The organism is Yoonia vestfoldensis DSM 16212, assembly GCF_000382265.1.
Classification (GTDB): Bacteria; Pseudomonadota; Alphaproteobacteria; order Rhodobacterales; family Rhodobacteraceae; genus Yoonia; species Yoonia vestfoldensis.
Genome location: NZ_KB907999.1, coordinates 1 through 24,170 on the forward strand (window position 1 = coordinate 1; position 24,170 = coordinate 24,170).

Annotated in this window: 27 protein-coding genes; 14 read left to right on the forward strand and 13 right to left on the reverse strand. The window is 59.7% G+C overall.

Annotated elements, in window-relative coordinates:
- Positions 1 to 134, forward strand: a 134-nt coding sequence (locus H147_RS20700) for an ATP-binding protein (protein WP_245541184.1), incomplete at its 5' end; no start/stop codon positions are given.
- A 109-nt stretch (positions 135 to 243) separates the two neighbouring features.
- On the opposite strand, the gene H147_RS20090 is transcribed toward H147_RS20700, so the two are convergent.
- The 13 genes from H147_RS20090 to H147_RS0118020 form a co-directional block, all read right to left on the reverse strand.
- Positions 244 to 1,692 (reverse strand): DUF4114 domain-containing protein, encoded by a 1,449-nt coding sequence (locus H147_RS20090; protein WP_019956782.1) that lies wholly within the window; start codon positions 1,690 to 1,692, stop codon positions 244 to 246.
- Positions 1,693 to 1,729: 37 nt separating this feature from the next.
- Positions 1,730 to 1,921 (reverse strand): hypothetical protein, encoded by a 192-nt coding sequence (locus H147_RS0117965; RefSeq protein ID WP_019956783.1) that lies wholly within the window; start codon positions 1,919 to 1,921, stop codon positions 1,730 to 1,732.
- Between the two features lie 45 nt (positions 1,922 to 1,966).
- Positions 1,967 to 2,293 carry a hypothetical protein gene (locus H147_RS0117970; protein ID WP_162561708.1) on the reverse strand — a complete coding sequence of 109 codons (327 nt, stop codon included), beginning with the start codon at positions 2,291 to 2,293 and terminating at the stop codon, positions 1,967 to 1,969.
- A 197-nt stretch (positions 2,294 to 2,490) separates the two neighbouring features.
- Complete coding sequence (locus H147_RS0117975; protein WP_019956785.1) at positions 2,491 to 3,090, reverse strand: hypothetical protein; 600 nt, start codon at positions 3,088 to 3,090, stop codon at positions 2,491 to 2,493.
- A complete protein-coding gene (locus tag H147_RS0117980) occupies positions 3,087 to 3,314 on the reverse strand; it encodes a hypothetical protein (RefSeq protein ID WP_019956786.1) in 228 nt (75 codons plus the stop codon). The genes H147_RS0117975 and H147_RS0117980 overlap by 4 nt, the downstream gene beginning before the upstream one ends.
- A gap of 304 nt (positions 3,315 to 3,618) precedes the next feature.
- Complete coding sequence (locus H147_RS0117985; protein ID WP_019956787.1) at positions 3,619 to 4,332, reverse strand: sensor histidine kinase; 714 nt, start codon at positions 4,330 to 4,332, stop codon at positions 3,619 to 3,621.
- Positions 4,325 to 5,011 carry a response regulator transcription factor gene (locus tag H147_RS0117990; RefSeq protein ID WP_026352675.1) on the reverse strand — a complete coding sequence of 229 codons (687 nt, stop codon included), beginning with the start codon at positions 5,009 to 5,011 and terminating at the stop codon, positions 4,325 to 4,327. The genes H147_RS0117985 and H147_RS0117990 overlap by 8 nt, the downstream gene beginning before the upstream one ends.
- A gap of 105 nt (positions 5,012 to 5,116) precedes the next feature.
- Complete coding sequence (locus H147_RS21285; RefSeq protein ID WP_211216606.1) at positions 5,117 to 5,389, reverse strand: hypothetical protein; 273 nt, start codon at positions 5,387 to 5,389, stop codon at positions 5,117 to 5,119.
- Positions 5,359 to 6,639 carry a ParA family protein gene (locus H147_RS0117995; RefSeq protein WP_026352676.1) on the reverse strand — a complete coding sequence of 427 codons (1,281 nt, stop codon included), beginning with the start codon at positions 6,637 to 6,639 and terminating at the stop codon, positions 5,359 to 5,361. Before H147_RS0117995 ends, H147_RS21285 begins: the two co-directional genes overlap by 31 nt.
- 620 nt (positions 6,640 to 7,259) lie before the next feature.
- Positions 7,260 to 7,814 (reverse strand): winged helix DNA-binding protein, encoded by a 555-nt coding sequence (locus H147_RS20095; RefSeq protein WP_019956791.1) that lies wholly within the window; start codon positions 7,812 to 7,814, stop codon positions 7,260 to 7,262.
- Entirely contained in the window at positions 7,784 to 9,088 is a 1,305-nt protein-coding gene (locus tag H147_RS0118010; RefSeq protein ID WP_019956792.1) for a TRAP transporter large permease, read from the reverse strand. The genes H147_RS20095 and H147_RS0118010 overlap by 31 nt, the downstream gene beginning before the upstream one ends.
- A gap of 1 nt (position 9,089) precedes the next feature.
- Complete coding sequence (locus tag H147_RS0118015; RefSeq protein ID WP_019956793.1) at positions 9,090 to 9,644, reverse strand: TRAP transporter small permease; 555 nt, start codon at positions 9,642 to 9,644, stop codon at positions 9,090 to 9,092.
- A gap of 61 nt (positions 9,645 to 9,705) precedes the next feature.
- A complete protein-coding gene (locus H147_RS0118020) occupies positions 9,706 to 10,677 on the reverse strand; it encodes a TRAP transporter substrate-binding protein (RefSeq protein WP_019956794.1) in 972 nt (323 codons plus the stop codon).
- Positions 10,678 to 10,826: 149 nt separating this feature from the next.
- On the opposite strand from H147_RS0118020, the gene H147_RS0118025 reads away from it, so the two are divergent.
- From H147_RS0118025 to H147_RS21455, 13 genes are all read left to right on the forward strand, one after another.
- A complete protein-coding gene (locus H147_RS0118025; protein ID WP_026352680.1) occupies positions 10,827 to 11,576 on the forward strand; it encodes a 5-oxoprolinase subunit B family protein in 750 nt (249 codons plus the stop codon).
- Positions 11,576 to 12,592, forward strand: coding sequence for a 5-oxoprolinase subunit C family protein (locus tag H147_RS0118030; RefSeq protein WP_019956796.1), 1,017 nt, complete (start codon positions 11,576 to 11,578; stop codon positions 12,590 to 12,592). The genes H147_RS0118025 and H147_RS0118030 overlap by 1 nt, the downstream gene beginning before the upstream one ends.
- A 406-nt stretch (positions 12,593 to 12,998) precedes the next feature.
- Positions 12,999 to 13,736 carry a helix-turn-helix transcriptional regulator gene (locus H147_RS0118035; protein ID WP_019956797.1) on the forward strand — a complete coding sequence of 246 codons (738 nt, stop codon included), beginning with the start codon at positions 12,999 to 13,001 and terminating at the stop codon, positions 13,734 to 13,736.
- 97 nt (positions 13,737 to 13,833) lie between these two features.
- Positions 13,834 to 14,160, forward strand: coding sequence for a hypothetical protein (locus tag H147_RS0118040; protein ID WP_019956798.1), 327 nt, complete (start codon positions 13,834 to 13,836; stop codon positions 14,158 to 14,160).
- Positions 14,139 to 14,771, forward strand: coding sequence for a hypothetical protein (locus H147_RS0118045; protein WP_019956799.1), 633 nt, complete (start codon positions 14,139 to 14,141; stop codon positions 14,769 to 14,771). The genes H147_RS0118040 and H147_RS0118045 overlap by 22 nt, the downstream gene beginning before the upstream one ends.
- Before the next feature lie 280 nt (positions 14,772 to 15,051).
- Positions 15,052 to 16,224 (forward strand): trypsin-like serine peptidase, encoded by a 1,173-nt coding sequence (locus H147_RS0118050; RefSeq protein WP_019956800.1) that lies wholly within the window; start codon positions 15,052 to 15,054, stop codon positions 16,222 to 16,224.
- Positions 16,225 to 16,675: 451 nt separating this feature from the next.
- Positions 16,676 to 18,394 carry an ABC transporter ATP-binding protein gene (locus H147_RS0118055; RefSeq protein WP_019956801.1) on the forward strand — a complete coding sequence of 573 codons (1,719 nt, stop codon included), beginning with the start codon at positions 16,676 to 16,678 and terminating at the stop codon, positions 18,392 to 18,394.
- 248 nt (positions 18,395 to 18,642) lie between these two features.
- Positions 18,643 to 19,209, forward strand: a complete 567-nt coding sequence (gene rfbC / locus H147_RS0118060; RefSeq protein WP_019956802.1) for a dTDP-4-dehydrorhamnose 3,5-epimerase — start codon at positions 18,643 to 18,645, stop codon at positions 19,207 to 19,209.
- Positions 19,206 to 20,255: a dTDP-glucose 4,6-dehydratase gene (gene rfbB / locus H147_RS0118065; RefSeq protein WP_019956803.1), complete on the forward strand. Its 1,050-nt coding sequence runs from the start codon at positions 19,206 to 19,208 to the stop codon at positions 20,253 to 20,255. The genes rfbC and rfbB overlap by 4 nt, the downstream gene beginning before the upstream one ends.
- Positions 20,252 to 21,112, forward strand: coding sequence for a dTDP-4-dehydrorhamnose reductase (gene rfbD, locus H147_RS0118070; RefSeq protein ID WP_019956804.1), 861 nt, complete (start codon positions 20,252 to 20,254; stop codon positions 21,110 to 21,112). Before rfbB ends, rfbD begins: the two co-directional genes overlap by 4 nt.
- Positions 21,109 to 21,978 carry a glucose-1-phosphate thymidylyltransferase RfbA gene (gene rfbA, locus H147_RS0118075; RefSeq protein WP_019956805.1) on the forward strand — a complete coding sequence of 290 codons (870 nt, stop codon included), beginning with the start codon at positions 21,109 to 21,111 and terminating at the stop codon, positions 21,976 to 21,978. Before rfbD ends, rfbA begins: the two co-directional genes overlap by 4 nt.
- Before the next feature lie 466 nt (positions 21,979 to 22,444).
- Complete coding sequence (locus H147_RS0118080) at positions 22,445 to 23,716, forward strand: rhamnan synthesis F family protein (protein ID WP_245541183.1); 1,272 nt, start codon at positions 22,445 to 22,447, stop codon at positions 23,714 to 23,716.
- Between the two features lie 251 nt (positions 23,717 to 23,967).
- The coding region (locus H147_RS21455; RefSeq protein ID WP_019956610.1) for a transposase at positions 23,968 to 24,170 on the forward strand (203 nt) is incomplete at its 3' end.

Sequence of the window (24,170 nt, forward strand, 5' to 3'; positions counted from 1 at the left end):
CCACGGCACTGCTCGACCGTCTCACCCATCGCTGCCACATCCTCGAAACCGGCAATGACAGCTACCGCTTCAAGGCCAGCTCCGAAACAGCCAAGAAAAAGCGAAAGGAGACACCACCATTGACGCCATCATAATACGCAGATCATAACGACTGGGTGGGTCAGATCTCGATGAAAATGCCGGGTCAGTTCTCAGTGACAATCAACACCGTTGGTTGGTTTCACGTATGGGCGAAACGACCGGTCAGGCCATTTCGTCCGCGACCTTGCCCACGCCCATCGCAAGGGCATCCAGCACGTCGTTCTTTTCGCCGCTGTCATCAATCTTGGCCTCGATGTCGGCATTCAGGCCGCCGACGGTTTCAAGAATGCTGGCGACTTCTTCGGGGGTGACTGCGGCACCACCTTCGCCGCTGGCATCCAGCGCATTGGCGATGGTTTCCACGACGCCGCCGATCTTTTCGAACAGCGCATCCGCGTCCGCCTTGGACAGGTTCTTGGAGCTGTTGATCAGGCTGATCGAGCTGCTGAGCGCCTGCAACAGGTCCAGCAACTGCGTCACGTCGAAGTCGGCCAGCGCGGCTGAGGCGTCCGTCGTTTCAGAGGTGGCATCGGTTTTTGCCGCCCGCTGTTCGCTTGAGACAGGGGCACCGGGCCGCAGGGTGACGACGGCATCGTTGAAGTCGTTGTCACCGTTCTTGCGGTCTTCAAACTGGACGATGACAGTGCCATCTTCCTGTTTCGTGGTCCGCATCTGCTGGCTGCTGGCGTCGATGATCTGTCCAGTGCTGTTGTTGCGCAACCGGACTTCGGGGGTCATGCCCGCCTCAATCGGTGCAAGACTGCCATTGCCCTGTTTGCCGTTGCCCTTGGCCTTGGTATCGACTTCGGTCCACTCGCCTTTGGCGTTCTTCATCTCGACGGTCAGTGAATCGCCCGCGGAATACGACACCGACGGTTGCCATTTGCGCGCGGTCGGGGCCGGCGGCGGCGGGGTGTCGGCGGCCTTTTCGGCAGCTGTCGTCTTGGCCGCCTTTTGCCCGCCGATCGTCTCTGCCAGATCGTCGATCTTGGTTTGCAGCGGGTTGGCTTCGGTCTTGGTTGCTGTGCCACGGATCTGGGCGATCAGTGCGGCAATCGCCTCGCTCAGCTTGGATGACTTGGCCGAAGAATTCTGCGTTGTCTTCACCTCGGCCAGCAATTCCTTGACGCCGGACATGTCCATGTCCTTTGGCGCGCTGGATGTGCTGTCGGTCCTTGTGGTCACGGGGGCCGTCGCCTTGTCATAGGCCTGGCGGAAACCGTCGGCAAAGAACTTGATCTTGGACGCATCGCCGTTCGATCCACCATCCACCGCGCGGCGCTGCTGCGTGGTGAACAGCGCGGCAAGGTCGTCCATGTAATCGGTACCCTTGTCGTCGAGGCTGAAGGCATTGTCGCGATAGGACGTGACGGATGCGCGGTTCATCATGTCGGCGGCATTGCCCACGCGGTCGTAATAGGCATCTGTCGCGGTATAGCGCTGGTCCTCGAGCTGCTCGGCCTTTTCGCTGAGATAGTCCATTTCCTTGTCGAGCTTTGTCGCGAAGGATTTTGACATCTGCACTTGGCTGTTGTCCCCGAAGACAAGCGTGATCGCGTCCCCGCTTGGTCTGTTCACCGCATCGGCGGCTGGTAGGTTGGTGGTACTCATCGTTTTCTCCACTTCATGTTAATGGGTTACCGTCAGTTCATCCTTCGTTGTCGTCGTCTTTTTCCGCTTCCTGCACCTGAGAGAAGGATTCCTGATACAGGCTGGTCGCGTTCGCCATGATGATGTTCCACAACGCGTCAAGTTCCGGCGCGGATGGCCCAGATTCTGCTGGCGCGGTCTGTGCCTGGCCGACGGCGCTGGGCGGGGTGTTCTGATCAATGGTTGCCATCGAAACTCTCCTTCTGCGTGCGGGCATCGGCCCGGGGGGGCGGTATCAATAACCGGGATGCTTGGTGTAGGTGGTGGCCGTGTCGGGAAAAGCGGCCTGTGCCTGATAGGCTTGCTGGTCTTCTCCGGGGCGGCGCTTGAAGTAATCAACCGATCCTGACAGCAGCGCATTCTGCGCCGTCGATGCAAAGGCTTGTGACTTGCCGCTCATGACGAAACCGCCTGCCGCATTCAGGAATTGATCGAAACCGCCTTGTCCGCCCTTGTCGATCTTGTTCGCCAAGGCAAAGCTGCCAGCGGCGATGGCAGGATTGCCGGTCATGACGCTGCCGACGATCCCTGCGATTTTCAGAAATCCACCGAATAGTCCCATATCCATCTCCTTTTCTCGGATGCCGGCACCGCGTCTGTCGGTGCTGCCCAGCATCTGGTGTGATCCCTTTTTGGGGACCGGACCTTTCGAGAAACTGACGACCCTAAAAAACCTGCGGGAGCCAAGATAGATGATTGATTTTACGTGTTTTTTAACTTGAGCGCGCCAGTCCGACACGTCTCTGGACGGCTTCTGCGTTAGTCCTGACCGGTGGCGGGTTCGGGGTCCGGTGTGGTCGTGCCGTTCCAGATCACCACGGATTCGCCACGGATGACGATCATGTTGTGTGCCGGACGTACTGGCGCGTCGGGCGTGTCGCGCTGGGCCAGCATCAGGAAAGTGTTTTCCACAAGTTCCACATACCGCGGCGGCCCCGTGACGATTCCGATACCGGCCGTCGTTTCGCGCAATGCGAACCGGGGATCATGGGCGCCCATATCGGTCAGCGCAGCCGTCAATGCGGCGGGTGGCATCCCGTTGAAGTCAATCACGACCGATTTCATCTCGTCCAGGGGGCTGACGTGAATGGTGACACCGTCGTCATACCAGACAAGCCCGAATCGTGCCGTGACCGCGTCAAGAAAACCGGTCGTCGTATAGATGCCCGAGAAATTCGTCAGCCGCCCTTCGATTGCCGGGTCCATGTTGATCGACAGGCCAAAGGCGGTGGCATATTCGCGCAGCACGTCTCCGACCTGTTGGTCGATGATCATGAATTGATGGGTATTCTCAGCATCGGACATCGCCGATGTGCCAGCAAGGCAAAGCGCCAAAGTCGCAGCGCGCAGCGTGTTCATTTCTGACGATCCCCGTCCGGCGGCGCCTTGAGAATTCTCCAGCCAGCCGGCGCCTTGTATCCTTTACCGGGCTTGTATGCCGACTTCTGTTTTACCTGTTTCTTGGCCTTGCGCGGCTTGGCGTCCGCGAATGACGGCGTATCCGGCAGATCACGAAAGAACGTGTCAGGCAGCGCCAAGGTCGCCGAGATCGCTTTTCCGATCATTGCAAGATAGTCCGACATCGCCTTGCTCCTTGCGCGCCACAATATGTCCCAAGGTGACGTTCCAACCTGTCGGGAACCTGTCGAAACGCCTACGCAATTTTCCGGTGCGGCTGGTTCAACGGTCAGATCGCCGAAAGAAACAGGTGCGAAACAGGGTGCAGTGTGTCACCACGCGTGCGTTCTCTCTCTCGGTCGCGTGATGACACCGGGATGGTCGGCCGCTTTGGACCACCATCCGCCTTGTCGGGCCGTGCATTCTCTCTGGCCGGTCCGAACAAGCCGGCGGGCGCCTTGCATCAGGGTGCCCGCCGCAGCCGGACGTTCATTTACCATGCCTTCGAAAGGTCGCGACTGCCTGACCGTGTTGAAGGGTCACGACAGTCCCCCCGAGAGATGACTGCCCCGGGCGCTTGAATTTCAGCCGGAAACACGACCCGCCACCGCGACGCGGCCGGTAATCAATGCTGGCGCGGTGAACAGACATGATACTTGCCGCAAGCGACAGACCCAGGCCCGACCCTGGCAGATGAGAGGTCCCTGCACCGCGCCGAAAGGGCTCGAACAACTGGGTGACTTCCGACAGCGGGATGCCGGGACCCCGGTCCAGGACATGGACAGTGCCGCCAGATGTGACGACAACCGCGATGGTGCTGCCGGACGGAGCATATTTGATCGCGTTCTCCAGAAGATTGCAGATCGCTTCCTCGGCAAGCGCCCGGTCCATCATTGCGCTCACAGGCCCGCCGATCCTGCGGAAAACAAAGCGTTGTCCGCGATCCAGCGCCAGCGGCAGCAATCGTTCACACACGGTCGCTGCGGCCGCGTCCAGCGATCCCTGTTGCATTCGCACCATCCCCGACCGGCAAAGGCCCGCAAGGTGCAACTGGTCGATCAGACGCAACATGCGCTGGACATCATGCAGAATACGCGAACGATCGACAGCGGTGCGTTGCAGTTGCGCCTGTAGCGCGCAAAGCGGCGTCTTGAGCTGGTGGCTGACCACTGCCTCCCATGGGATGAGCGAGACATCAAACATGCGCCGGTGCCTCCCGAAGGATGTAACCAAGGCCACGGACAGTTTCGATCTGCACCCGCGCGCTGCGCGATTTCAGGATGCAGCGCAAACGGTGCATCGACACGTCGATGGCGTTGTTCGACACGTCTTCGTTGAACCCATAGATCGCCTCTTCCAGATAGCCGCGACTGACCACGCGACCCGCAGCACGGACCAGACATTCCAACACATCGGTTTCGCGCCGTGCCAGGGAAACCGCCTCGCCATCGATACGGACCTGCCGACAAACGGTGTCGTAGGACAATCCCCCCAGATGCAGTTCCGCATCCTCAAGCTGACCAGGACGCCGCAAGACCGCTTTCAGCCTCGCGTAAAGTTCGGTCGGGACCAGCGGCTTGACCATGTAATCATCGGCGCCGCCTTCCAACCCGTGAATGCGGTCCGCGAGGTCGGCCCGGACGGCTGACATCACGATAACAGGCATGTGTCGCTTGCGCTTGCGCAGGTCACGCAGCAAGTGCAGCCCGTCGCCGTCCGGCAAATGACGGTCCAGCAAGACCGCATCATAGGGAAAAACCGATTCCGCCGACATCGCATCAGCCAGCGTATCAACGACATCGACAGTGAAACCGCCCGCCACCAGCACCGGCACGGCAGCGTCCGACAAGGCGGACTCGTCCTCGACGAATAAAATTCGCACATTTCTCTCCATTCGATTGGTGACCTCGGGCCACGAAAAGTTGAACGCAGCGGGGCCCTCAAAAAGGGACTGGTCAGATCGGAGAGATACAGCGGCCCCACACCACTACCCAAAGTAGAGCGCGGACGTTGATTCGTGACAACCCGGAAATAACGCATTGCGGCATTTTTTTGTTCTTTGAGCGTCAGGCACCCGACGACGGCCGGAAAACTGCACCGCGATCGGCGATAGATCGCGCATGATCGGCCCGATTGTTTTCCGACAGATTCCTGTAATGATAATTGTTTCGAAAAAGACGGCTTTGGTCGCTGATTCTTGGGCGATCAAGACGCCGTGATTCGATACGCCTAGGCGTCCATCGCCGCGATTGTCCGCCATGCGGGCAGAATGGCATCATGACAATCGCTCCACGCGCGGTCAAAATTCGCGCGCGACGAGCGCCAACTATCACGTGTCATTTCACGGTAATCGATTTCGTAAATCGAGCGCAAAAGCCGCCCGGGTTGTTCCAAAGCCCGCGTCGATTGTATCGGATTCTGCGACAATCTGTCAGCAAAGACTGCGCCGAAAGCATCGCGTGTTGCACGATGTTCGGGGTTGTCACTGTCGAACCGGGTCAGCAGAACGCGCATGTCGCAAAAGGCCTTTGCCCGCGTGCTTGTCCCCGCTGCGCGTGTATCCTGTCCCAGTTCTTCCAGCACCGCTGCAATCTGCCCGATAAACGCAGTCGTACTGTCAAAGTCGTCCCATGTGGCCGCTGTTGGGACGCAAAGCATGTCAGAGGCGTAAAGAGCGTTGATCGAATGAAAGCCGATCCCCGGCGGGCAATCCAGAAAGACAAGATCCCAAGCGTCGTTGGGCAGATGGTCCAGAAAACGCGACAGTGCGGCATAATGCGACCAGTCACGGTCAAGTTGCCGATAATGCGTGCTGGCGAACGAAACAAATGCGGCTTCAACGCAACTGGGTATCAGATCGATCGTGGACCAAGGGGTCTTGCGGATGAAGTCCGTGTTGCGCAAATCCTCCAGTCCCAGCTTGCGCAGCGATGCCGGCGCTGCATGGGACGCATGTCCGGCCTGCGCGGCATTCATCTGTGCGGTCTGTGTCACGAGGTCACGCGCGAGGATGCCCCAGATCGTCTGCTCTCGGGATACATGTGTCACGCCTAGGGATCGTGACAGCACCGCCTGAGGATCGCAGTCAATAAGCAAGACACGATAGCCGTCCAGTGCCGCGGCATGTGCGAAATGCAGCGCGGTCGTTGTCTTGCCGGTCCCTGCGTCAAAATTGGCAAAAGCGGTGCGGAAGGCACGGCCTGCGGGGCGGTCTGGTTGCAGCGTCCGGCCTCTGACCGTCAACCTGCGACGCAGCGTGTTGACCTCTGCCAAGGAAAACCAGCGCTGGCGACCGTTGGGTTCCACCTTGCCCGGAGGGAAACTCCGGTCGGCGGCCAACTGTCCGCGAAACGTCGATTGATTGATCCCGAGGATCAGTTCGCAGACTTCCCAAGACGAAAACCTCCGCAGAGTCTTTGCGTCACTTTCGGTGCTGCCTTGGCCGCTGACCGCAAGGTGCAATCTGCGCGAACGAGCCTGAAGGCTCCGAAGGTCGTCAAAAGTCAACATCATCGTCTCCGACCGAAACTCGCAACCTGAGAGCGAACACCCTCAGTTCACTATCATACATCAAAAAAGTGCCGTCGGATCCTGCCCGACCTCACTTAGGGAAAGCATTGTGCATCGGCAGACGATGCTGCCCAAAGGGCGGTGCTGACTTGTCATGACCTCGACCCGTTGGCTGTGGGTGCTGCTTGCACCAGTTGATCCGGACTACCATCTTGGCCATCCGCTTGCCTTTGACTATGCCATGTTTCCTTTCGGGAAAATGGCGAGCTTGCATAATTATGCAGAATTGTGACTTGCCGAAGCAAATGTGACGAAAAATGTGGGCGAGGAGAGGTGGGCGCCTTGCCCCGCAGACGTGCGGAATCGCGGCCGCGGCCGTCGTGTCGCTGTCGTGATCGCATTTCCGCGCACGGACCGCGTTTACAGCGGCTGCGCCGTCTTCCCCGACAAGATGTCAAATGAAGATCTGTCTTGACGCTTCGCATCCTCGTTGGGAAAAATCGCCGGTCTGCGCAACCTATCGGAATGTGATGACCTCGCTGTCACCTAACAGGCGGACGCACCCTTGCGACGGAACCGCCCCAAGCAACATTCCAGCCGACCGTGGCGGTAGATGGCGTTCAGAACGCAGCAGCGGCGCGCGCTGCCTGGTCATAGGCGCCAGAAAGGGTGCGCAGCACCGCCGCGATCCTGCTCAGGTCCGCAGGATCATGCCCCAACTGCCGCGCTGCCCGCACAACCAGCGCCTCGCGGATTTCGCCGTAGCGCGCGCAAAGCTGGGTGCCCGCCTCGGTGATCGACACGGCCTTTTCCTTGCCTTTGCGCCCGGTCTTGACCAGCTTGTGCGCTTCGAGCTTCTTGATCGCATAGTTCGCCAGATGCGTATCCTCGATATTGAGCACAAGGCAGATGTCGGCCAGCGTCTTGGGCCGGTCGCGGTGGTTGACCAGATGTACGATCAGCACCTCAAGCGCGGACAGCCCCGGCATTCCCGCCGCCGTCATGCACCGCATCATCCAGCGGTGAAACGAATGGTTGGCCATGGTCAGCGCGAATTCGACCTCTGACAGGGCGGGCAAGGATGAACTGGCCAGATGGGCCGAACTGACCACCGGCCCGATATCGGGCAGGGGCCGGATCGGGTCTAGCGGTTCAGCATCGTGTTTGGAAGCCACAGGGCAATCTCCGGGAAAATGGACAGGATCGCTGTCGCGAGGACAAGGATAAGAAAGAAAGGAAGCGCCATGCGGGCGATGGCAAAAATGCCCCGCCCGGTGATGGATTGCAACACGAAGAGGTTGAAACCAACGGGCGGCGTGATCTGGCTCATCTCGACGACGAGCACCAGAAAGATGCCGAACCAGATCGGATCGATCCCTGCCGCCATGACCATCGGCAGGATCACCGACGTGGTCAGCACGACGATGGAAATCCCGTCCAGAAAGAACCCCAGCACGATGAAGAACAACAGCAGCACCGCCAGCAGCGTGAACTGCGAATAGCCCTGTGTGCCGATCCATTCGGCCAGCAATCGCGGGATGCCGGTATAGCCCATCGCCACCGTCAGAAAGGATGCGCCAGCAAGGATAAAGGCGATCATGCAGGTCGTGATCGCGGCGCCTTGCAGGCTGGCAATGGTGCTGGCGCGGTCCAGCCCGCCGGTGAAGCCCGAGATCATCAGCGCACCGACGACGCCGATCACCGCCGCCTCGGTCGGCGAGGCAAGCCCGCCGTAGATCGACCCGATCACCGCGACGATCAGCGCGACGGTCGGCCCTAGCGCCTTGATCGCGTCCCAGCGGTCGGCCCAGCTTGGCGCGGGTTCTTGTGCCGGACATTTGTCCTTGTTGAAGATTGCCCACAGCATGACGTAGCCCGCAAACAGGGCCGCCAGCATCAGCCCCGGCAAAACGCCCGCAAGGAACAGCCGCGCGATGCTTTGTTCAGTGGCGGCGCCATAGACGATCAGGATGATCGACGGCGGGATCAGAAAACCAAAGGTGCCCGCGCCCGCCAGCGTGCCGATAGAGATGTCGGGATCATAGCCACGCTTTTTCAGCTCTGGCAGGGACATGCGCCCGACCGTGGCTGTCGTCGCCGCCGATGATCCCGACACGGCGGCAAACAGCGCGCAACCAAGGATATTGGCGTGCAGCAAACCGCCCGGCAGCCGCCGCGTGAACGGTGCCAGCCCGCGGAACAGGTCCGATGACAATCGCGACCGGAACAGGATCTCACCCATCCAGATGAACATGGGCAGCGCTGTCAGGTCCCAGACGTTCAGCGACCCCCAGACCTTAGTCGCGAAAACGGCGCCACCCAGCCCGGGACGTGTCAGTTCCATCGCGACCAGTGCGACCGCCATCAGCGAAAACCCGACCCAAAGCCCCGCCAGCAGGAACCCGAACAGTGTCACCACAAGGATGATCGAAAGTGTCAGCAGATCCATGTCAATGCCCGCCCATGCTGCGCGCGTCTTCGGCCCGCTGAAAGGCCGGGTCCTGACCGCGCAGCGCTGTGACCAACTCGTCGGCCAGTGCGATTAGGAGCAGGGCAAAGCCCAGCGTCATCACCCCCTGCGGGATCCACAACGGAACCTGCACCATGCCAAAGGATACGGCAGCGAACTGCCATGAATCCAGCGCCTGCGCCCCCGCGTGCCACGTCGCAAAACCCGCAAGCCCCAGTGCCACGGACAGCACGGCAATGCCGAGCCCGCGCTGGAGACGCGGTCCACCCACACCCAGCAAAAGGCTGACACGGACATGGCCGCCCGACCGCAGTGTCGCAGGCAGCGCAAGCGTGGCCGAGGCCACGAACAGGAAGCCCCCGAAATCCGACAGCGATGGAATGCTGAAACCGTAAGGCACAGCGCCCGCGATGATCATGGCGCGATCCAGCACACGGCCAAGGATCTGCACCAGAACCAGCGCCGCGATGGCGACCATCGCCAGACAGGCGATCGTCAGCGCGGCAGAATAAAGACCGTCCAGGACCTTGCGCATCTGCGCCCCCTCGTTTGATGGATAAAAAAAGGGCAGGGCGCGTGGCCCTGCCCGATCCGGCCTAGTTGGCGCGGTAGGTGTCGAGCACCGCCGCCCCGGCATCGCCGGCGCCATCCAGCCATTCGGCGGCCATGATCTCTCCGATCTCGGCCAGACGCGCGGACAAGGCGTCCGACGGCTGCATCACCGTCATGCCTGCCGCCTCAAGTGCCGCGATCTGGGTTGCGGTTTCGGCGCGCGACATCTCCCAGCCGCGGGCCTCTGCGGCTTCGGCGGCGGCCAGCACGGCGGCGCGTTCGTCATCGGTCAGCGCGTTCAGCGCATCGGTGTTCACAAAGACCATGTTCTTGGGCAGCCAGGCCTGCACGTCGATATAGTGGCTGGTATAGTCCCACGCCTGCGAGGATACGCCCGTCGACGGCGATGTGATCATCGAGGCCACGCGTCCTGTGCTGAACGCGGTGGGAATATCGCCCGCCTCGACCTGCGTCGGGATCATCCCCAGAAGCTGCGCCATGCGTTCGGTGGCATTGTTGTAGGCGCGGAAGGTCACGCCTTGCAATTGGGCGGGGTCGGTCACTTCTTCGCGCAGGAAAAACGACTGGCCCGGCCATGGCACCGAGAACAAGAGCGTCAGCCCCTGATCTTCCAGCGCCGCCGCAACATCGCCGCGCGAGGCGGACCAAAGCGCCGCTGCCTCGTCATAGCTGGCGGCAAGGAACGGGATACTGTCCACCCCGAAGACGGGGTTTTCGTTCACAAGCTGCGACATCAGGATTTCGCCTGCGGGTGCCAGACCGCGCCGGACTGAATCCTTGATCTGGCCATGGGCGAACAGCGATCCGGCGGAATGGATCGTGATATCGAGCGACCCGCCCGTCGCCGCGCGCACTTCGTCCGCGAAGGCGGTGATGTTCTGGGTATGGAACACGGCGTCGCCATAAGGCGTCGGCATATCCCAGTTCGTCTGGGCCATTGCGGGTGTAGCGGCCAGTGCGGCGGCAAATCCTGCGGCGGTGATGTAATGCTTCATTCTTGAACTCCCTTGGTTTTGATCATTCTGGCGTGATATCGATTAAACGTTGACAGTATGTCGGCAAATCGTCAACAAAAATATGATTGGGAGTTTTTGATGTGGTCACAGGCGACGGAAATGCACAAAGAAATGGCAACGGTGTGATCATGACCACCGAACCTGCACAGCGATCGCGACCGCTTGTCAGTACGCTGGGCGTCGACGGGTTTCTCGTATCGTTCGGCGCGCAATTGTCAGAACCCGCGAACCGCGCTGCGCTTGCCTATCGCGCGGCGCTCGAGACGGCGGATATCGCCGGAATCGCAGAAACTGCGACATCGCTCACTTCGGTCTATCTGCGCTTCGATTTGGCAGCGGCCGATCATGCGCGGATGTGCCAAACGCTTGACGACTTGCTTGACAGCCGCGATTGGTATGCCGCGTCATTGCCCGAAGGGCGCAGGCGCTGGCGGGTGCCGGCGGTTTTCGGCACCGATCTTGCCCCCCAGTTCGAGGAGGCGGCCCGCCTTGCCGGTCTGTCGCCCGCGCAGGCCGTTGCCGCGCTTTGCGCCGCGCCTTTGCGGGTGCAGACCATCGGCTTTGCGCCCGGTCAGCCTTACCTGGGTGAATTGCCGGCCGTGTGGAATATCCCCCGCCAATCCGACCTGACACCGCAGGTGCCACAAGGCGCGCTGGCGCTTGCGATCCGGCAGATGGTGCTGTTCTCGGTCAGCACGCCAACGGGCTGGCGGCATGTCGGCCAGACCGCCGTGCGCCTGTTCCGCCCCAAAGCCCCCGATCCGTTCCTGCTGCGTCCGGGCGACGAGGTGCATTTCACCGCCGTATCGCGCGACGCCTTCGAGACCCTGCGCGCAGAGGACGCGAACGGTGGCGCAGTCGCCGAGGTGATCGGCTGATGGCCCAGATTATCGTGAAAAAGGCGGGCCCCGGTGTGACACTGCAGGACGAAGGCCGCGCTGGCTATCTTGCGCAGGGGCTGTCGCGCGGCGGCGCTGTCGACCGTCTTGCGCTCTGCGAAGGGGCTGTGCTGCTCGGACAATCGACTGATATGGCCGCCATCGAGATCGCGGCAAGCTTTCTGACCATCGAGATCACGGCCGCCGTCCGCATCGCCCTGACCGGCGTGCCGATGCGCGCGCGGTGCAACGGTGACGCCTTGGTCTGGCAGGCAAGCCATGCCCTGCCCGCAGGCAGCACGCTCGAACTGTCAGCCAGCGCGGGTGGCTACAGCTATCTGCATCTGGGCGGTGGCGTCGCGGCGGATGACGTGCTGGGCGCAAAAAGCGCGCATCTGGCGGCGGGGATCGGGCAGATGATCGCGGCAGGCGACCGTCTGGCGATCAGCGACCACGACGCCGGGCGCGCAGGCCTTGCGCTGGCGGCAGAGCCTTCGACCAAAGGCGCGATCCGGCTGGTCGCAACGCCGCAGACCCCGCTTTTCGCTGATGCCGAGCTGGCGCGGTTCACCGCGACGACCTTTCGCAAGGATAGTCGTGGCAACCGGATGGGCCAGCGGCTGGTCCTTGACGGGGGCGGGTTCGGTGCAAAAGCGGGGCTTGCCATCCTGTCCGAAACCGTCGTGCCCGGCGATATCCAGATCACTGGTGACGGCGCGCCTTTTGTTCTGCTCTGTGAATGCCAGACCACCGGGGGCTACCCCCGGATCGGCACCATCTTGCCCTGCGATCTGCCGCGGTTCCTGCGGACCCCGGCGAACGAGGCGATCACTTTCGCCTTCGTGTCGCTGGAAGAGGGCGTAAAGCTCGAACTGGCCGAATTGGTGCGCCGCGACGGGTTGCGGGGTCATCTGCGCCCGCTGATCCGTGATCCGCACACAATCCCCGATCTTCTGGCCTATCAGTTGATCAGCGGCGTGACGCGCGGCGACGATCTGGACGGTGATCCATCATGAGCCAAGGCGGCGATCTGATTGCATGCTGACAGGCCGTGGCTGCTCGCGATTGCGCTGTCGGCCCGGTCATCGCTCTGGGCGCTCACCGCAAGCAGATCGACCCGAGGCAAGATCAAAAGCAATGTTTGCCTGCCGACGCGGCCGATGTCCCTGCCCCGCGTGTCGTGCGTTCAAGCTTTGCGAAATCAAGGTCAGCGTGCGGTATTCGGTCCGCGACATGATCGGGACCCGTTCTTGAACGTCGATCCTGGCAATCCTGCATCACCACGCGCGGCAGGCACCGAGCCCGCCTGGCCGACCGGCCATCTGGCGATGGCCATTTTTTCTGTTGATCGACGCATGATCAGCACCTATGCTCGGACCGTTGGCGCGATGTCCGCGTATTTACGTGAAATGGTTTTCACCGATGCAGAACAACATCATTCTGACGCATCAAGCGTTGGCGTCGGCGCGTTCGGCTGTGGACAGATGGCGGGTGGCGGCCAAGCTGCTCCATACCTACGGCGCGACCTGGATCACGGCAGGGTCAGCACCCAGACAGGCATTGCACTCTGTCGTCGTCGCATCCACCACGCCATCCGCGCTGATGGCGGATTATCTGGCCGAGAAAATCTATCAGCACGACCCATGGATGCACCATTGCGCCGAAACTGTCACCTGCGATGAAATCAGCCACGATGATATCTGCCGAAGTCAGCTTGTCGCGCCGGACACCAAGCTCTGGACCGTTCTCGCTGATCATGGGATCAAACATGTTGTCCTGATCCCAAGCTGGCAGGCAGCGCGGCCCGGCGGCATCGTGTGCTATGCAACGACCCCTGACGCTGCGCGCGACCTGCGCGCAGAGCAAACGAGGTCCGACTTGGTCAATTGCATCTGGGCCATTGCCGCGTGGTTCCGCCCAGAGGACATGGCCCGAAATATTGATTCGGTCTATCACATCTGCCCGGCCCTGAATCCGCGCGAGATCGAGACATTGCAGTGGCTCTCGACCGGGCGTCAGACTGCGGAAATCGCCTGGGAAATGAATATCGCGAATGTTACAGTCAGCATGCACCTGCAATCCGCCCGACGTAAACTCGGCGCGCGCACGCGGGAACAGGCGCTTGCGATCGCCATCCGCAACGGGCTGATCCATCTCTGATATCAATATTGATAGCTGTTTTTGGCTTTTTGCCGATCCTAGGGTGGCGAGGTCCGGACCTTGCGCGTCCGGTCGCCATTTCGCGGGAGACAAATTCATGGCATTTGACAGGACAGCGCGTCAGGCAAAGATCCAAAATGCGTTTGTTGCAGCCCTTGTGTTGATCGGGTGTACGATCACACCGGCATTTGCACAGTCCTGCACGGAAAAAATGGCTGCGGCAGAGACCATGCTTGATCGCGTCACAGCGGAGCTTGCGCAACAACCCTCGGTCTGTCGCCAGTGTCAGATCAGCCTGGAGAGCTTTGAAGTCTGGTTCGATTTCAACAATGAATGTCCGCAGGCAGACCCTACCGGCGAACAGCGCGCAGAACTCGAAATCTCGATGGAAGGGCTGCGCGAATGCGTGCGCTCGTTCTGCTGACACTTCTTGGTCTGTCGGGTGGAGCGCAGGCCCAAGACGGAATCGAAGATTGCGAATTCACCCAGTTCACTTTTGATCTCTATGTGAAAGGCTGCGCAGAAGGTGAGGCCTATTCCTGCGCAGCCAGAGACAAGCTCGCACCTGCCCAGAACGCGTGCCAGTCCGATGCGGCACAGGCGGGCACCCAAGTCACAGACCAGGATCGCACCGATGCTGATGACCCCGTGGCACCTGCGGCTACGCCTGCACCATCACAATCGCCGGACCTGACCGATCTTCCACCCGTCTTTGCCTATGGCGGCCCTGCGTCGCCCGATATCACCGAACTGACCCCTGGGGTGCGGGTTGAATCACGCGATTTCGTGGATGATCGTGGCAAATACATCTATCGCCTGAACATTCGCAACGACAGTGACAGCCTCGTGTGTTGTCAGGTCAGCTTTGATTATCGGTCATATCTGGCCTTGCGCGCAAGGCCCGGCCAATCGGCTCCGGTGTTCGCGTCATCACGTGTCTGCACATATCCGAACCGCAGTTCGCCAGTCTCAGTAGAAAGTGCCGTCATCGGGTCAGTCGCATGGCGGATAGATCAGTGTAGTACCAGGGACTGAGAACGGCACGGAAGGGATGATCGACAGTATAGCTGGACCTGCTTTGCCCATGACACCTAGCCTGCCTGTTGCCAGCGCGGATCATTGCGCCGACCACGCTGCCATGACGTTGCGGCCCGTACATGCGGGGAACACTGACAGTGCAATGTGATCCGAGCAGATCACGCGGCGCCTGCCGGTCATTGGTCGCCAGGCTACGAAAACCGGCCCATCCACAAGCAACCTTGAACGCGTTTTTCATTTCACCACAGACAGCTTTGTGCAGATCAGAGAGAGTATTATGAAAAGATTGATATCGGCGTTTTTCGCCTTGAGTGTGCTTGTTGGCTGCGACGACACAGGTACGGGTCAAGGCGCTTCTGCGACGCAGGGAAACCAGTATTTCTTGAACTATCGGTATGTCGATGCATCGCGCGCCGACGGCAATGCCGCTTTCGACAGTTTGCTGGCGGGCCAAGAAGAACAAGCACGCGCCCTGTTCGTCAGATCAACGACAACTCTGGCCGATGGTGCGGCGCGACATCGTATTGCAGCCCGCCAGCAAGCAGACAACATTGCGACACTGGGCGCGGTCGTGGGCGCTGGTATCGGTATCGCCGCGATCCGCAGTGCCGACGTCACAACTGTCCGCGGCCAGCAGGTCTTGCAATCGCAGCTGGATACACTTGGTCAGATCACAGACATGATCGGCAATGGCGCGCAGGACTACGCCGCCTCACGGATCACAGCACAAGCACGCGATGTGCAACTCAACCAATGGAGATCGGTGGTTATTTCTGATCATCGCATTGCGCGCAGCATCGTCAGGGTACGCAACAATACGACCGGAGGCTATTGTACGGGCTTTTTTATCAGGCCACATGTCATCGCGACCGCGTCACATTGCTTTGACCTTGGGCATTCCATGTCTGCCGAGAGGCAGCAGCCCGAACGCGGAGGTGATTTCATGCGCGGCCGGACCGTGCAGGTACCGATCTATCAGAATTTGGTAAACCTGAAGTTTGAAAACTGCCCGGGGGCACGCGATGACAATGACCGCGTCAGATTGTGCGGTGCCGAAGATTTCGCAATGTTCGTCACGCCGCAACGCAGCCAATATTTCATCCCGATTGGATCGCCGGCGGTTGTCGGGGAAAGCCTGACGACCATCGGCTATTCGGCCGACCTGAATGCCGGCTATTTTCTGCGTCTGGATGTCGGGTGTTCCGTTCAGGCCGTCAGCCGTGGAAATCTCGCGCGGACCAACTGCACCGGCTACCCGGGGGATAGCGGGGGCCCTCTGGTGCGGATCACGCCGGGCCGCGGGATCGGGATTGAAGCGGTTGGTATTGCATCGTCCGGCCGGACAGGGGGCTCACTGGACCGCACGACAGGCAGGAGAAGCTACGCACCCGCGGCAGGTCTGAACGTTTTCTTCGAAAACCCCGACCTCGACCCCCGAGCACGGCTCTAGTCTTTTGCGACAATGCGTCTTTGTTGCGAAAGAGCATAGGCAAAGACCCGTTGGGGCAACAGATTTTCAGGAAAGAACGCTCACCTGAGATCACGACCCGGCGCACCGGGCAGCAAGACCGGGATCAATTGCCAGCCAGATCGGCACCTCCCTGATCAAGCGGGAGATCCTCGCGAAATTCATCCGGGTTGCGATTTCGCGTTATCCGTCTTTCTTTTGTCGCCATGGATGCTGTCAGCCGTGGGACATCATATCGCGATAGGTCCGGAGCTTTCCATCAACCCGCATAATCGGCAGTTCACAGCCGATAGTTGTGCAGCGTGGGTATCGCTTAACACGGCAAAACCCGTTAGTAACCGCGTGAACCAAACGTAGAAGATACGCGCAGATGGCCCAACCACAGAAATGGCATGAGCGATGGCTTGCCCGTTTGCCCGCAGATCGTCTCATCATGCGGCTGCTGCTGGAAAGCTTTCACGAACATCGCTGGAAATATCTTGCCGCATCGGGCGCGATGGTGCTTGTCGCTGCGGCGACCGCCGCGACGGCATGGATGATGGGGCAGATTGTCGATGCATTATCCACCCCGGAAAATCGCGGTCAGGTCATGGCGGTCGGTGCAGGTGTCGCGCTCGTCTTCGCGTTTCGTGGCGTTGCGATGTATGTACAAGCAGTGCTGATGGCACGCGCGGGCAACCGTATTGTCGCGCAAAAGCAGATGCAGATCTACCACCGGATGCTGGGTCAAGGGGTGGCGTTCTTCAACAGCAACGAATCGTCCGAGTTGCTGTTGAAGGTGACGCAAAGCGCCCAAGCCGCCCGTGCCATCATCGATACGATCGTGGCAGGTTTCATCCGCGATCTTCTGACCCTGATCGGCCTTGTCGCGGTGATGTTCTATCAACAACCCGTGCTGTCGCTGGTCAGCCTCGTCGTTGCCCCGATCGTGGTTTACGGGGTGCAACGCATCCTGCGGCTTGTGCAGGATGTGATGCAGCAGGAAATGGCCGGTCTGGGCGAGATCATCCGCGTGGTGCAGGAAACCTCGCTTGGCGCACGCGTGGTCAAGGCTTTCGGGCTGGAGCCCAGCATGGCCAACCGGATGGAAGTCGCCGTCCGTCAGGTCGAAGACCGCAACAACCGGATCGTGCAGCTGCAATCCGCAACGATGCCATTGCTGGATATCGTTGCCGGTCTGGCGATCGCATCCATCGTGATCCTGAGCGCGGTTGATCTGTTTGGCCGCGCGCCGGGGACGCCGGGGCAACTCATGTCGTTTGTGACTGCTTTTCTGATGTCGTACGAACCTGCCATGCGCCTTTCCAAGATGCGGGTCGTCATCGAAAGCAACATGGTCGGCGTCAAGATGATGTACAGTCTGCTCGACACCAAGCAGACGATGTTGGAAAACCCCGATGCCATGCCGCTTGCGCCGGGTCCCGGGGCGGTCGCCTTGTCAGATGTCAGTTTCGCCTATGGCGAGAATGAACAGGTCTTGCGATCCGTAAACGTGATGTTCCAGCCGGGCAAGACCACAGCCCTTGTCGGCCCGTCGGGTGGCGGCAAATCCACCCTTTTGAACCTCATTCTGCGGCTCTATGACCCGACCGAAGGCACCGTCCGCATCGATGGGCAGGATATTCGCACCGCGACCTTCACGTCTCTGCGCGAAAAGATCGCTTTCGTCGGACAGGATACGTTTCTGTTCGCAGGGACAGTGATGGACAACCTGTTGCTCGCGCGCGGTGACGCGACCGAAGACGAAGCAATCGCCGCAGCGAAAGTCGCCCACGCGCATGAGTTCATCGAAAAGATGCCACGCGGTTATGACACGGTGATCGGTGAAAACGGATCATTCCTGTCGGGCGGCCAGCGCCAGCGCCTGTCCATCGCGCGGGCTGTGCTGCGGCGGGCCCCGATCCTGCTGCTGGACGAAGCGACCAGCGCGCTTGACAGCCATTCAGAAGTGTTGGTGCGCGACGCTCTCGAGTCCATCACCCGCGGCGTCACAACCATCGTCATCGCTCATCGGCTTTCGACCGTGATGAACGCGGACGAAATCTGCTATCTTGAGGCAGGAGAGATTGTGGAACAGGGCACGATCGACGCGATGCTTTCGAAGGGCGGAAAGTTCAAGCAGCTTTACGATGTGCAATTCAAAGGCAAGTAAGGCCGCCATGTATTGATCGCCGCCAAGAGGACGCGATGCAGGGTTGCTGAAGGATTGACCACACTCATTGACGTTTTGAGAGGATTGATGCTCTTCTCGCTGGTCTAGCGCAATTCCAGATTGTGATTTGGCCGGTGTTCGGTTAACCGCAACCAGAGTGCCCAGTTGCAATGTTTCTTCCAAACTCACGTAGTTTCTTCCAAACTCACGTACACACGCAACCACACTTAAAAGAGCGATCTCTTTGTATGGGTATTTCTTTCAACTCACTGGCGATCCCAGCGCTCATCCTTGTGCAGCCCCGGCGCTTTGACGACGCGCGCGGCTATTTCGAGGAAACATGGAACAAGCGGGACCTTGCGCAGAGTGGCGTCAGCGCCGACTTCGTGCAGGATAACCATTCGCTTTCCGTGCACGAAGGCACGCTGCGCGGCATGCATTATCAGGCTCTGCCCCGGGCGCAGGACAAGCTGGTGCGCTGCACCCGTGGTTCCATTTACGATGTCGCGGTCGATGTTCGCAACGGCTCTCCGAGCTATGGTCGATGGGTGGGTGTGACGTTATCGGCCGAAAACGGGCACCAATTGTTCATCCCAAAGGGGTTCCTGCACGGCTTTGTCACCTTGGAGGCAGACACAGAAGTTCAGTACAAATGCTCGGATTATTATGCGCCGGAATGCGATGGAACAGTCCGGTGGGACGGTATTGGGATCGACTGGCCCCTGACGGGTGACCCGGTCTTGTCCGCCAAGGATGCGGCAGCACCGCAGTTCAGCGACTTCACGTCGCCTTTCACCTACGAGGCAGCAACGTGAAGCTGCTTGTGACTGGCGGTGCCGGCTTTATCGGATCGGCTGTCGTGCGCTTGGCCATTGCGCGGGGTCACGCGGTGGTCAACCTTGACGCACTGACCTATGCTGCTTGCCTCGACAATCTGGCGTCTGTGACGGCATCGGCCAATTATAGCTTCGAGCATGCCGATATTCGCGACCGCGCGGCCCTTGATCGGGTGTTTGCCATCCATGCGCCGGATGCCGTTCTTCATCTTGCCGCGGAATCCCATGTCGACAGATCGATTGACGCACCGGCTGACTTTATCGGTACGAATATCACCGGCACCTTCAACATGCTGGAGGCCGCAAGGGCCTATTGGACCCGCTCGGGCCAGGCCGAGGCGTTTCGGTTTCATCACATCTCGACGGACGAAGTGTTCGGGTCTCTCCCGTCCGATCCGTCCATCAAGTTCACCGAAGACACGGCCTATGACCCGCGGTCGCCCTATGCGGCCTCCAAGGCTGCATCGGATCATCTTGTCCGGGCCTGGCATGAGACCTATGGGCTGCCTGTCGTTCTGACGAATTGCTCCAACAATTATGGACCGTTTCATTTTCCGGAAAAGCTGATCCCTGTCGTCATCCTGAACGCCCTGGCCGGGCAGCCGATCCCGGTCTACGGAAACGGCGAAAACATCCGCGATTGGCTTTACGTAGAAGACCACGCGGACGCACTTTTGCGCGTCTTGCAGACCGGACAGGTGGGCCGCAGCTACAACATCGGCGGCAATAACGAGGTGCGCAATATCGACCTGGTGCGGATGATCTGCGCCATTCTTGACACCAAGCAACCAAAAGCGCGCGGCAGCTATAGTGACCAGATCACCATGGTGGCTGATCGCCCCGGCCATGATGCACGCTACGCGATCGACCCGACGCGGATGAACAGCGAATTGGGCTGGTATCCCGCAGTGACACTGGAACAGGGCCTTGACCGGACCGTCCAGTGGTTTCTGGACAACGAGACATGGTGGCGCCCGCTGCTGGCCCGCGACGGCGTTGGCCGACGACAGGGTATGCGGGCATGAGGCTGCTGGTTTTCGGGACAACCGGACAGGTCGCGAAGGAACTTGCGCGACGTCGCCCGCAAGATTGCACGATCCGGTTTCTTGACCGCAGGGATGCGGACCTGTCTGATCCGGCGGCATGCCACGCGGCGATCCTCGCGTCCGATGTCGATGCCGTCATCAACGCTGCAGCGTGGACCGCCGTGGATGATGCCGAAATGCACGAGGCGCGTGCGACAACGATCAATGCCGATGCACCAGGCGCGATGGCGGCGGCCTGCCTGCGCATGAACATTCCGCTTCTGCATCTCTCGACCGATTATGTCTTTGACGGTGCGGGCCAATTGCCATTCGCGCCGTCGGACCCGGTTGCGCCGCTTTCGGCCTACGGACGCTCGAAGCTGGCAGGCGAGAACGCGATCCGCCTGACGGGCGCACACCATCTGATCTTGCGGACAAGTTGGGTTTTCTCGCCATACGATGGGAATTTCGTCACGACCATGCTGCGCCTCGGCGCGAGCAGAAACGAGGTTGCAGTGATTGCCGACCAAATCGGCGGTCCGACGCCCGCGGGTGATATTGCCGACGCCCTGTTCGTCGCCGCCCGTGGCATGATTGGCGGAAAGCCCGGTGGCACGCATCACTTTGCTGGCGCACCCGACACAAGCTGGGCCAATCTTGCACGTCATGTCATGGATCAGGCAGGTTTGGACTGTGCCGTCCGCGACCTGCCTTCTTCTGACTATCCGGCACTGGCGGTGCGACCGCTCAACTCCCGCCTTGACTGTGCTTCCTTCACTCTGACGTTCGGTCTCGAACGGCCGGACTGGCGGCGTGGTGTCAAGGAGGTCATCCTGAACCTTGGAGACAAGACATGAAGCGCAAAGGCATCATCCTGGCAGGCGGGTCCGGCAGCAGGCTCTGGCCGATCACAATGGGCGTCTCCAAGCAGTTGCTGCCGATCTATGACAAGCCGATGATCTATTATCCGCTGTCTGTCCTCATGCTGGCCGGGATCCGCGAAATCGCGATCATCACGACGCGCGAGGACCAGCAGCAATTCCAAAGATTGATGGGCGACGGAAGCCAATGGGGATTGGAATTCACCTGGATCGTGCAGCCGTCACCCGATGGGCTGGCGCAGGCCTATTTGCTGGCGCGCGACTTTCTTGCCGGAGCACCTTCGGCATTGATCCTCGGAGACAATATTTTCTTTGGCCATGGATTGCCTGACCTGTTGGCCGCCGCTGACGAAAGGGCAAATTGCGCAACCGTTTTTGGTTACCATGTGACCGACCCAGAGCGCTATGGCGTTCTTGATTTCGACGAAGATGGCAATGTCCGTTCAATCATCGAAAAGCCTGATCTGGCGCCATCGAACTATGCGGTCACGGGTCTCTACTTTCTTGACGGGCGGGCATCCGATCTCGCGGCACGGGTAAGGCCTTCTGCGCGTGGCGAACTCGAGATTACCGACCTGCTTGAACTCTACCGTGGCGATGGCTTTCTGAAAGTCGAGCGCATGGGTCGCGGCTTTGCGTGGCTTGATACAGGGACGCATGGCAGCCTTCTTGATGCCGGAAATTTCGTCAGGACCTTGACACAGCGCCAAGGGCTTCAGGTCGGCTCGCCTGACGAAGTCGCGTTCCGCGCTGGCTGGATCGACGCTGGACAACTCGGCAATCAGGCCGATGCATTCCACAAGAACGGCTATGGACGTCACCTGAAGTCACTTCTGCACTAAATTCAGGCATCCTGAACTGGAAAGAGCCGCAAGCGCCGGCTGACACAATTTTGAATTGTATTCATCGCCTCTTAAGACTCGCGGATCAGGCCCGACAATCACAAGATGTGAAACGCAAGCACACCAGGTGGACGAAAGGTATCGCAAGATGTCGACAGCATGCGATTACACAAGGGGCCCGGACCGGACACGTCAGCAAATCGGCGAGTGTTGCGACCCTGTTATTGGGCAAACGGACCAAAAACCGGCATTGGAACACTGATGGGCATAGATGCGAGTCCGACAACCCCACGCTTTGCACTGGCACGGATGGCTGCGATACTGCCTTTTCTCAGGCCGATCTCTGGTGTCGCTGACCAGGTCAAAGTGTGTAGGATTTGCCACCTTGGGTTGAACATAGGTTCGTGCCAAGTGGATGACCAAAGGTATCGCATGATCACCGGCCATTGTTCTGCGGGCGGGCTGGATGTTCCGTTGGATGCCGGTTTCCCGGTCTGTGACGACAGGCGTGCCGATCCGATCCAGAAGATACATCCGGCAATCTGGTCGCACAGGAAAAATACAAAAAGACATGAACGTCTTTGAAAGGATGTCGATGCCGACAGGGATACCTCTTTGGAAGATCCGCCGCGAGGTCAGGCGGCTGGCCGGTCAGGTCCTCGGTCTACCGGCAAAGATAGCTGACACGCCACGACGTCTAAGAGAACCGGCGCGTCGTGCGGCGCATGACAGGAACTTTGAACGTGTCACCCGGTTGACCGCAGGGAACGTCCCACTGAAAGGTCGGATCGCAATTTTGTTGATCTACCAGCCCGCCGGTGTCGCCGTTTCGACACTGATGACCTGCAGATGGCTCGTCGCAGAAGGGTATTCGCCATTTTTGGTTTCGAACACACCGCTGGGCGATGCGGGCCGCAAGCAGCTTCAGACCGAATGCTGGCGCCTGCTGGAGCGACAAAACTTCGGCTATGATTTCGGGGGCTATCGTGATGCAATTCTCGCGCTGGGACGCCTGCAACTGGCGCCAGAACGATTGATCGTGATGAACGACAGCGTCTGGATGCCGATGAGTCCAGATCTGATGACGCGTCTCGAAACACTTGCTGAAAAAGCGGACATCGTCGGACTTTTGCGGGATGAAAAGGTGCGTCATGACACTGCGGGCGGGCATCCGTCAGAACGCTTTCATTTGGAAAGCTACTTCTACCTCATCACAAAGACAGCACTGGAGCATCCGGCATTTCAGGAGTTCTGGGAAACATACCAGATGACCGATTTCAAACCCGACACAATAAAGCACGGCGAGATCGGTTTTTCCCGCAGAATGACCAAAGCCGGGCTTCGGCTCGAAGCGCTGACCCGACGTAGCATGTTTCTTGAACATCTGGCCACGCAGGACGACGCTTTCCTCATCAAGACCTTGCGATACGCTGCCTACGCCGATCGAGATCTGGAAAAGGCGGCCGCGCGATTGGCGCAACGTGATCCGTCAGAGACGGGTTGGCGTGCTGCGGCGGTTGACCATATCCGCCGTGCGGTGAACCGCAAGCGGTTCAATGCCACCTTCCCCTATGCCAATGACAGGATATTTGGGACAATCTTCATGAAGAAAAGCGCTGAACCGATATTTTGTGCGATGCGTCAAGGCTATCTTCGTGCGCTTTCCGACGGCGAACTGGCCGCACCGCCCGACGCCGTTCTTGATGAGATCAGGTCGATCACCGCGGCGCGGAAGTAGCTTTTCGCGCAAGCAAAGCTCCAACGAACAAGCCTTGCCTAAATTGCAGGGATGCTCGTATCATTTCCTGAAAGCATCTTGTGCAAGGGCGGAACCAGTGGACAAGACCGTCGACAACACCACTATCCTGGAGAAAACGCTTGCTGCTGCGCAGCAGGATCAACAAACAACTGAGGTGGTCCCCGAAAACTGGACAATGACGTAAGCTCGGATTTGCTGTCTGCTGATCTTCACCACGAAGGAGATCGAAGATGTCGAAACGAAAGCAGCATGCCCCTGAGTTCAAAGCGAAGGTGGCGCTGGAAGCGCTGAAAGGCGAGGCGACCGTGTCGGAGTTGGCGAGCCGGTTCGGCGTGCATCCAACAATGATCAACCAATGGAAACGTGCGCTGCTGGATGGCGCATCGGGCGTTTTTGAGCGCGGCAGCCGCAAAGCGCCGTTGATCGATGAAGA

Coding starts and splice junctions, on each gene's coding strand:
- rfbC (WP_019956802.1), top strand. CDS start 18,643: ATGGGTATTTCTTTCAACTCACTGGCGATCCCAGCGCTCATCCTTGTG.
- H147_RS0118080 (WP_245541183.1), top strand. CDS start 22,445: ATGTTCCGTTGGATGCCGGTTTCCCGGTCTGTGACGACAGGCGTGCCG.
- H147_RS0118030 (WP_019956796.1), top strand. CDS start 11,576: ATGGCCCAGATTATCGTGAAAAAGGCGGGCCCCGGTGTGACACTGCAG.
- H147_RS0118055 (WP_019956801.1), top strand. CDS start 16,676: ATGCGGCTGCTGCTGGAAAGCTTTCACGAACATCGCTGGAAATATCTT.
- rfbD (WP_019956804.1), top strand. CDS start 20,252: ATGAGGCTGCTGGTTTTCGGGACAACCGGACAGGTCGCGAAGGAACTT.
- H147_RS0118040 (WP_019956798.1), top strand. CDS start 13,834: ATGGCATTTGACAGGACAGCGCGTCAGGCAAAGATCCAAAATGCGTTT.
- H147_RS0117980 (WP_019956786.1), bottom strand. CDS start 3,314: ATGTCGGACTATCTTGCAATGATCGGAAAAGCGATCTCGGCGACCTTG.
- H147_RS0117975 (WP_019956785.1), bottom strand. CDS start 3,090: ATGAACACGCTGCGCGCTGCGACTTTGGCGCTTTGCCTTGCTGGCACA.
- H147_RS0118050 (WP_019956800.1), top strand. CDS start 15,052: ATGAAAAGATTGATATCGGCGTTTTTCGCCTTGAGTGTGCTTGTTGGC.
- H147_RS21285 (WP_211216606.1), bottom strand. CDS start 5,389: ATGGCGGACAATCGCGGCGATGGACGCCTAGGCGTATCGAATCACGGC.
- H147_RS0117985 (WP_019956787.1), bottom strand. CDS start 4,332: ATGTTTGATGTCTCGCTCATCCCATGGGAGGCAGTGGTCAGCCACCAG.
- H147_RS0118035 (WP_019956797.1), top strand. CDS start 12,999: ATGCAGAACAACATCATTCTGACGCATCAAGCGTTGGCGTCGGCGCGT.
- H147_RS0118045 (WP_019956799.1), top strand. CDS start 14,139: ATGCGTGCGCTCGTTCTGCTGACACTTCTTGGTCTGTCGGGTGGAGCG.
- rfbA (WP_019956805.1), top strand. CDS start 21,109: ATGAAGCGCAAAGGCATCATCCTGGCAGGCGGGTCCGGCAGCAGGCTC.
- H147_RS0118010 (WP_019956792.1), bottom strand. CDS start 9,088: ATGGATCTGCTGACACTTTCGATCATCCTTGTGGTGACACTGTTCGGG.
- H147_RS0117995 (WP_026352676.1), bottom strand. CDS start 6,639: ATGTTGACTTTTGACGACCTTCGGAGCCTTCAGGCTCGTTCGCGCAGA.
- H147_RS0117970 (WP_162561708.1), bottom strand. CDS start 2,293: ATGGGACTATTCGGTGGATTTCTGAAAATCGCAGGGATCGTCGGCAGC.
- H147_RS0118025 (WP_026352680.1), top strand. CDS start 10,827: ATGACCACCGAACCTGCACAGCGATCGCGACCGCTTGTCAGTACGCTG.
- H147_RS0117965 (WP_019956783.1), bottom strand. CDS start 1,921: ATGGCAACCATTGATCAGAACACCCCGCCCAGCGCCGTCGGCCAGGCA.
- H147_RS20090 (WP_019956782.1), bottom strand. CDS start 1,692: ATGAGTACCACCAACCTACCAGCCGCCGATGCGGTGAACAGACCAAGC.
- H147_RS0118020 (WP_019956794.1), bottom strand. CDS start 10,677: ATGAAGCATTACATCACCGCCGCAGGATTTGCCGCCGCACTGGCCGCT.
- H147_RS0118015 (WP_019956793.1), bottom strand. CDS start 9,644: ATGCGCAAGGTCCTGGACGGTCTTTATTCTGCCGCGCTGACGATCGCC.